Origin of the sequence: Micromonospora sp. KC213, assembly GCF_004348325.1 — a bacterium.
GTDB lineage: Bacteria > Actinomycetota > Actinomycetes > Mycobacteriales > Micromonosporaceae > Micromonospora.
Genome location: NZ_SMKF01000274.1, coordinates 1 through 5038, shown reverse-complemented (window position 1 = coordinate 5038; position 5038 = coordinate 1). Strand labels below are relative to the sequence as shown.

Here is a 5038-nt window from a genome sequence, read left to right as displayed (position 1 = left end):
CCTCCTACCCCTGCGGGAGCGCCCGGGGCGGGTCCATTTTCGTCTGAACACCCGCGGCGCTGCTGGCCCACTCCCCTTGTGTCCCCCACAGACACGAGGCCGAGGAGGCCCCGCACATGGGTAAGTCCGAGATCACTGTCCCCACGACCAACCCTTCCGGCGTCCCCGGGTCGCTGCGGCTGGCCGCGTCGAGTCAAGACCCTGACGGCCTGTTCTTCAAGGCCGAGCGCCACGGAGCCGCGGGCCTTCAGAGCGTCATCGGCCACCTGTCCGAGGCCGACGCCCGCGCGCTGGCGGCCTGGCTGGCCGAGCGGTACCCGGCCCCGGACGCGACCGCCGTCGTCGAGGAGGCCCCGAAGCCGTTCGAGCCGGGTACGCCGCTGGTCATCGTGACCGACGACGCCCGCGGCTACCTGGGCACCCCGGCGGGCCTGCCGAAGGGTACGCCGGTTGTGGTCGAGCGCGTCGCCGCCAACGACCCGGCGAACGGCTACGTCGTGAAGGCCCTCGCGGCCCACGGTCTCCGGACCGCTTGGGTCCGCCCCTGTGACGTCGCCCCGTCGTTGCCGGCGGCCGAGCGCCCGTGGGCCGTCGGCGACGAGGCGATCGTGACTGAGGACCGCCCGATCTGCGCGGCCTTCAGGACGGGCGACCGAGTCCGGCTGGTGGCCGACATCGGGTCGCGCGGTCCCGGGGTCCGCGCGTTTGAGGCACGGGGCGAGGACGGGCGGGTTTTCACGCTCCACACCGTCCACATCCGCCGTCCGTGACCCCCTGCCCCCACTGCGGCGCTGCGCTGCGGCGCTGGTACGCGCCGGCTCCCGGCGACCCGGACGACGCCGAGCCGCACGCCGAGTGCAGCTCGCGCGACTGCGACTTCTCCTACTGACCACCCTTCCCGGGGCCGCTGCGTGCGACGTGGCGGCCCCGGCCTGTCCCGAGAGGACGACATGACCCGCATCTTCGTACACACCGACAGCGACGGCGACCGCCTCGACGTCGAGCCTTCGCTTTCGTTTGCCGACGCGGTCCTGATCGGCACGAAGACAACCGACGGCGACGAAGCTCAGGTCCTGCTCTTCCGCCCCGACGTCGACCGCCTGCGCGCCGCGCTCGCCCCGTACGGCGCGCAACGCGAGGCCCCGGCCGAGACCGGCAACCCCGCCGCGATCCTCGATTACGTCGACCCGGTCGGCGACACGCTGACCGTTTACACGCGGTCGAGCGAGTCGGCCCCGCTGGGCCTGACGATCAACGCCGAGGTCGACGACGAGGTGACCGTCCACCTCACCCCCGACGGCGTGACCCGCCTGCGGGAGGCCCTGAAGCCGTTCGACCCGGCCGAGAAGGACGCCGAGCCGCCGGCCCCGGCGATTGAGGTTGGGCGGGAGTACCGGTTACTGCCGGGCGCGCACTGCGCCAGCAACCGCGAAGCCGAGCCATGTTTTCGCGACGTGACCCGCGTCCGGGTCGAGCTGGCCGACGCGGGCGATGGTGACGTTCGGGTGACCGTCCTCGACGGCGGTACGCACGCCGGTTCGGAAGGCTGGTACGTGCAGCGCTGCTTCCTCGCCCCGCTCGACGAGCCGGCCCCGCTCGCCACGGACGGCGCGGTTGACGCCCTGCGGGCGCGGCTGGGGACGACGACGGGTGCGCCGCTGGTCGAGGTCACCCCCGCCGACCTGGGTCGGCTCTGGGCGCTACCCGCTCCCGACCTCGACCCGCGCCGGGTCGCGGCGGTCCGCGAGGCGTGGTCGATCCTCGGAGGCGACGAGGACGGGACGTGCGTCGACACGGACTCCCTCCTCGCAATCGCGGACTTCCTCGTCGAGGGGGCGGCGTGAAGCGCCTCCTCCCCTTCGCTCTCGGCGGTGCCCTCCTCGGCACCGTCGGGGGCGTCGCCCTCGCGGTCGATGCGTGGTGGGCGACGTGGCTGGTCTGGTTCGCGTACTTCGCCGTGGTCGAGGGGATGGCCCTGTTCAACTCCCGGGCCGGCGACACGTTGAGCGAGCACGTCTGGGCGTGGTTCGGCACGAAGCGCCACCCCGCCGACCCGTTCCGTCCCATCACCGGATGGACGCGGCTACGTCGCTTCGTGCTGTTGGCCTTCCTGGCCTGGCTGTCTCTGCACTTCCTGACGGGAGGTTTGTTCTGATGACCATCGGCGAACGTCGTTTCGACGGCCTGACCTTCGGCGGCAACTTCACGAAGGCCGGAACCCTGCGTGTCGCGCCCGAGTACGGCCGGTGGTACGACCTCGACCGGGCCGATGTCGTGGCACTGCGCGACCACCTGACCGCCGTCCTTGGCGACGGGCCGAAGCCGGCCCCGGCCGAGGCCCCGGCGATCGAGGTCGGTCGGGAGTACCGGCTACTGCCGCAGGCGACCTACCGAATGCGCGGCGGAACGCCGGTCGCTGCCGGCGTCAGCACCACTGGGGCGACGCGCGTCCGTGTGGACAACGGCCCGGACCGTGAGGGCGACGTCATGGTGACGGCCCTCGACGGCACCGACGCCGGTAACCCTGGTTGGTACGTCGACCCGGCCTTCCTCGCCCCGCTCGACGCCGCGCCCGCCGTTCCGGACGTCGCCCAGGCGGCCCGGGAGGTGGCGACGATGTACGCCAAGGCCGCTGGCAGGGCGTACGGGCCCCACACCAACCTTTACCGCCACATTGGCGAGGCGTTCGCGACCTTCGCGGACAAGCTCGAAGGTAAGCCCGATGCCTGACCGCGTTCCCGGCTTCGTCCTCGAAGTCGCCGCCGGTCTCGGCGGGATCGGTCTGTCCTTCGTCCTGCTCTACGCCCTCGCCCGTTCGATCGGCCTCGGGAAGTGCGTCGGCTGCGGCCGGGCGCTCCCGCCGTGGTCGGTCGTCTGCCCGTCCTGTCTGGAAGGAGACCCCGTGACCATCACCCCCGAAGAGGCCCTGACGAAGGGCCGCGAGTTCGTCGAGGAGTTCGGCCTTGACGCCACGTCGGACGCCCGCGCCCGCGTGGCGCTCGACGTGGCGACCTTTCTGGTCGAGTACGACGACCCGCAGCCGGCCGAGGACGACGAGGACGACGCCGACGGCGACACCGGCAACCCTGGTCCGATCGGCGCGGCGCTGGCGGTCCCCTGCACGGTCGACCCGGGCGACCAGGCGACCACCGACGCCTATCAGACCGTACGCGGGAAGCGGGTGCGCGTGACCGTCGTCGAGGACGGCCGACGGCATGGGGTCGTCCTGACGCCGGCCGCCGCCCGGTCGTACGCCGCCGGAATCCTGAACGCCGCCGATGCCTGCGACGGCGTGAAGCCGCTCTTCGGAATGGAGACCAAGTGAGAGAGTTCTTCGCCACCGTCGCCGCCATCGTCGTCTCGGTCGTCTTGACCGGCTGGCTCTTCATGATCACGGTCGGTGTGGTCCGCGGCGAGTGGCTTCACGACCTGCCGACGATCGGTTTCGGTTCGTCGATGCTGGTCGCCACGCTCCTCGGCGCGCTGGTCGGCGTCATGCGAGGTGCGCACACCCGGTCCGACAACTAACCCACCCCCTGAAGGGCCCGTCCGGCTGCGCGCTGGGCGGGCCCTTCGCTGACCCGAGGAGGTCCCCGTGTCCCGTCTCGCTCCCGCCCTCCGTCGCCTCGGCGCTGCCGTGCTGACCTTCGCCGTCGCGCTGTCCGCCCTCGTCGTCCTGGTCGCGTGCGACGACCCCGAGCCCGCCTGCGCCGCGAAGCCCGGCGGCGGGTCCGGTTCGTCGTCGACCCGGTCCGGCTCGACCAGCTCGGGCACGCGCACCGCGCCGCGGGCACCGTCCCGCGTCACGCCGCGCCAGCCGGCCAGCAAGCCGACGACCTACCGGACCGAGCACCGCGACGGGCGGACGGTGGTCGTCCCGATCGTGGTCGACGACGACCTGTTCGAGACCGACTGCGACGAGGAGGACTGAGCATGGCCCGCCTGATGTTCGGTACGGACCCGGAGGTCTTCCGGGCCGTCATCATGACCCACCACGCCGCTGAGCCAGAGTCGCGCTGGGCGGCAGAGCGGGTCGAGCGCACCGAGACGTACTACGCCGGCCCGTTCGCGGGGAAGGCTCAGGCCACGGCCGCGATCACGAAGGCGAAGAAGGACGCGGCCTACGCCAATCGGCACTGGGGTCGCGGTAAGACCGTGACCGGCTACGTCGAGCGGGCCCCGCTCAACTGGGAGCGGATCGAGTGACCGACCCACTGGCCGAGCTGTCCGCCCGGATGGCCGAGGCTCACGGCCTCGACCCGCTCGCCTTCGAGGCCCGCGTTCGCCGCCAGCTCGCGCGCCGGATCGCTCGCGCCGCGCAGCCGTTCAAGCCGTGCCCAGACTGCGGCGAGGAGTTGCCCGCGCGAGCCTTCGCCGAGGACGCCGCCGCAGCCGACGGCCTGCAACGCCGCTGCCGACCATGCGACGCCTCCCGGTCGGCCGCTCGAAGATCCACGTCACCCGACCCTGGCCCACTCACCTAGTAGAGGCGGGGAAGACTCACGTCACCCTGCCGACCACGCTTCCGCCCCGCTCGCCGACGACCTGTGCGCCCCTAGGGACAGGCTCGGGAGTGGGGCGGCTGCGTTTCCTGACTACGCCCCCGGCGAGCGCCCTTCCCACGCACGCGAGCCCCCGCGCATACCAGCGGGGCGCGCTCGCACGGGTGGGGAGCCGAGCGACCCGGGGGCGTTCGCTTTCTACCTGGGAGGTCTGATGACCTGGGAGGGGTCAGACCGACGGGCACGCCTGCCGCATGACTGGGCGCTTCGACGGCTGCGCGTGCTGCGCCGGGATGGGTACCGATGCCGGCAGAAGTTCAGCACGGGGGAGCGCTGCGGTGCACCTGGTAGTGAGGTCGACCACATCGAACGTGGGGACAACCACGACCTAGGCAACCTGCAAACCCTGTGCTCGTACTGCCACGCACGGAAGACCGCAGGCGAGGCAGCGCAGGCGCGCAAGCCTCGACCAAAGCGAACGCGCGAGGCCGAGAACCATCCTGGCTCGCTCTGATCCTCGTCACGCAGCGTGACCC

At 72.1% G+C, this 5038-nt stretch carries 10 protein-coding genes; all 10 read left to right on the top strand.

Going from position 1 to position 5038, the window contains the following annotated elements; translation table 11 throughout:
- Positions 1-116: 116 nt before the first annotated feature.
- The 10 genes from E1166_RS29410 (at position 117) to E1166_RS29370 (ending at position 4484) form a co-directional block, all read left to right on the top strand.
- The gene (locus E1166_RS29410; protein WP_132343097.1) at positions 117-770 is read left to right on the top strand and encodes a hypothetical protein; all 654 of its coding nucleotides are present in this window, start codon (positions 117-119) and stop codon (positions 768-770) included.
- Positions 767-889, top strand: coding sequence for a hypothetical protein (locus E1166_RS32610; protein ID WP_279433239.1), 123 nt, complete (start codon positions 767-769; stop codon positions 887-889). Before E1166_RS29410 ends, E1166_RS32610 begins: the two co-directional genes overlap by 4 nt.
- Before the next feature lie 61 nt (positions 890-950).
- Positions 951-1844, top strand: coding sequence for a hypothetical protein (locus tag E1166_RS29405; RefSeq protein WP_132343096.1), 894 nt, complete (start codon positions 951-953; stop codon positions 1842-1844).
- Positions 1841-2155 carry a hypothetical protein gene (locus E1166_RS29400; protein ID WP_132343095.1) on the top strand — a complete coding sequence of 105 codons (315 nt, stop codon included), beginning with the start codon at positions 1841-1843 and terminating at the stop codon, positions 2153-2155. Before E1166_RS29405 ends, E1166_RS29400 begins: the two co-directional genes overlap by 4 nt.
- Complete coding sequence (locus tag E1166_RS29395) at positions 2155-2730, top strand: hypothetical protein (RefSeq protein ID WP_132343094.1); 576 nt, start codon at positions 2155-2157, stop codon at positions 2728-2730. The genes E1166_RS29400 and E1166_RS29395 overlap by 1 nt, the downstream gene beginning before the upstream one ends.
- Positions 2723-3325: a hypothetical protein gene (locus E1166_RS29390; RefSeq protein ID WP_132343093.1), complete on the top strand. Its 603-nt coding sequence runs from the start codon at positions 2723-2725 to the stop codon at positions 3323-3325. The genes E1166_RS29395 and E1166_RS29390 overlap by 8 nt, the downstream gene beginning before the upstream one ends.
- Entirely contained in the window at positions 3322-3528 is a 207-nt protein-coding gene (locus E1166_RS29385) for a hypothetical protein (protein WP_132343092.1), read from the top strand. The genes E1166_RS29390 and E1166_RS29385 overlap by 4 nt, the downstream gene beginning before the upstream one ends.
- 67 nt (positions 3529-3595) lie before the next feature.
- Positions 3596-3931, top strand: coding sequence for a hypothetical protein (locus tag E1166_RS29380; protein WP_132343091.1), 336 nt, complete (start codon positions 3596-3598; stop codon positions 3929-3931).
- A 2-nt stretch (positions 3932-3933) separates the two neighbouring features.
- Positions 3934-4206 (top strand): hypothetical protein, encoded by a 273-nt coding sequence (locus tag E1166_RS29375; protein ID WP_132343090.1) that lies wholly within the window; start codon positions 3934-3936, stop codon positions 4204-4206.
- The gene (locus E1166_RS29370) at positions 4203-4484 is read left to right on the top strand and encodes a hypothetical protein (RefSeq protein WP_132343089.1); all 282 of its coding nucleotides are present in this window, start codon (positions 4203-4205) and stop codon (positions 4482-4484) included. Before E1166_RS29375 ends, E1166_RS29370 begins: the two co-directional genes overlap by 4 nt.
- Positions 4485-5038 lie beyond the last annotated feature (554 nt).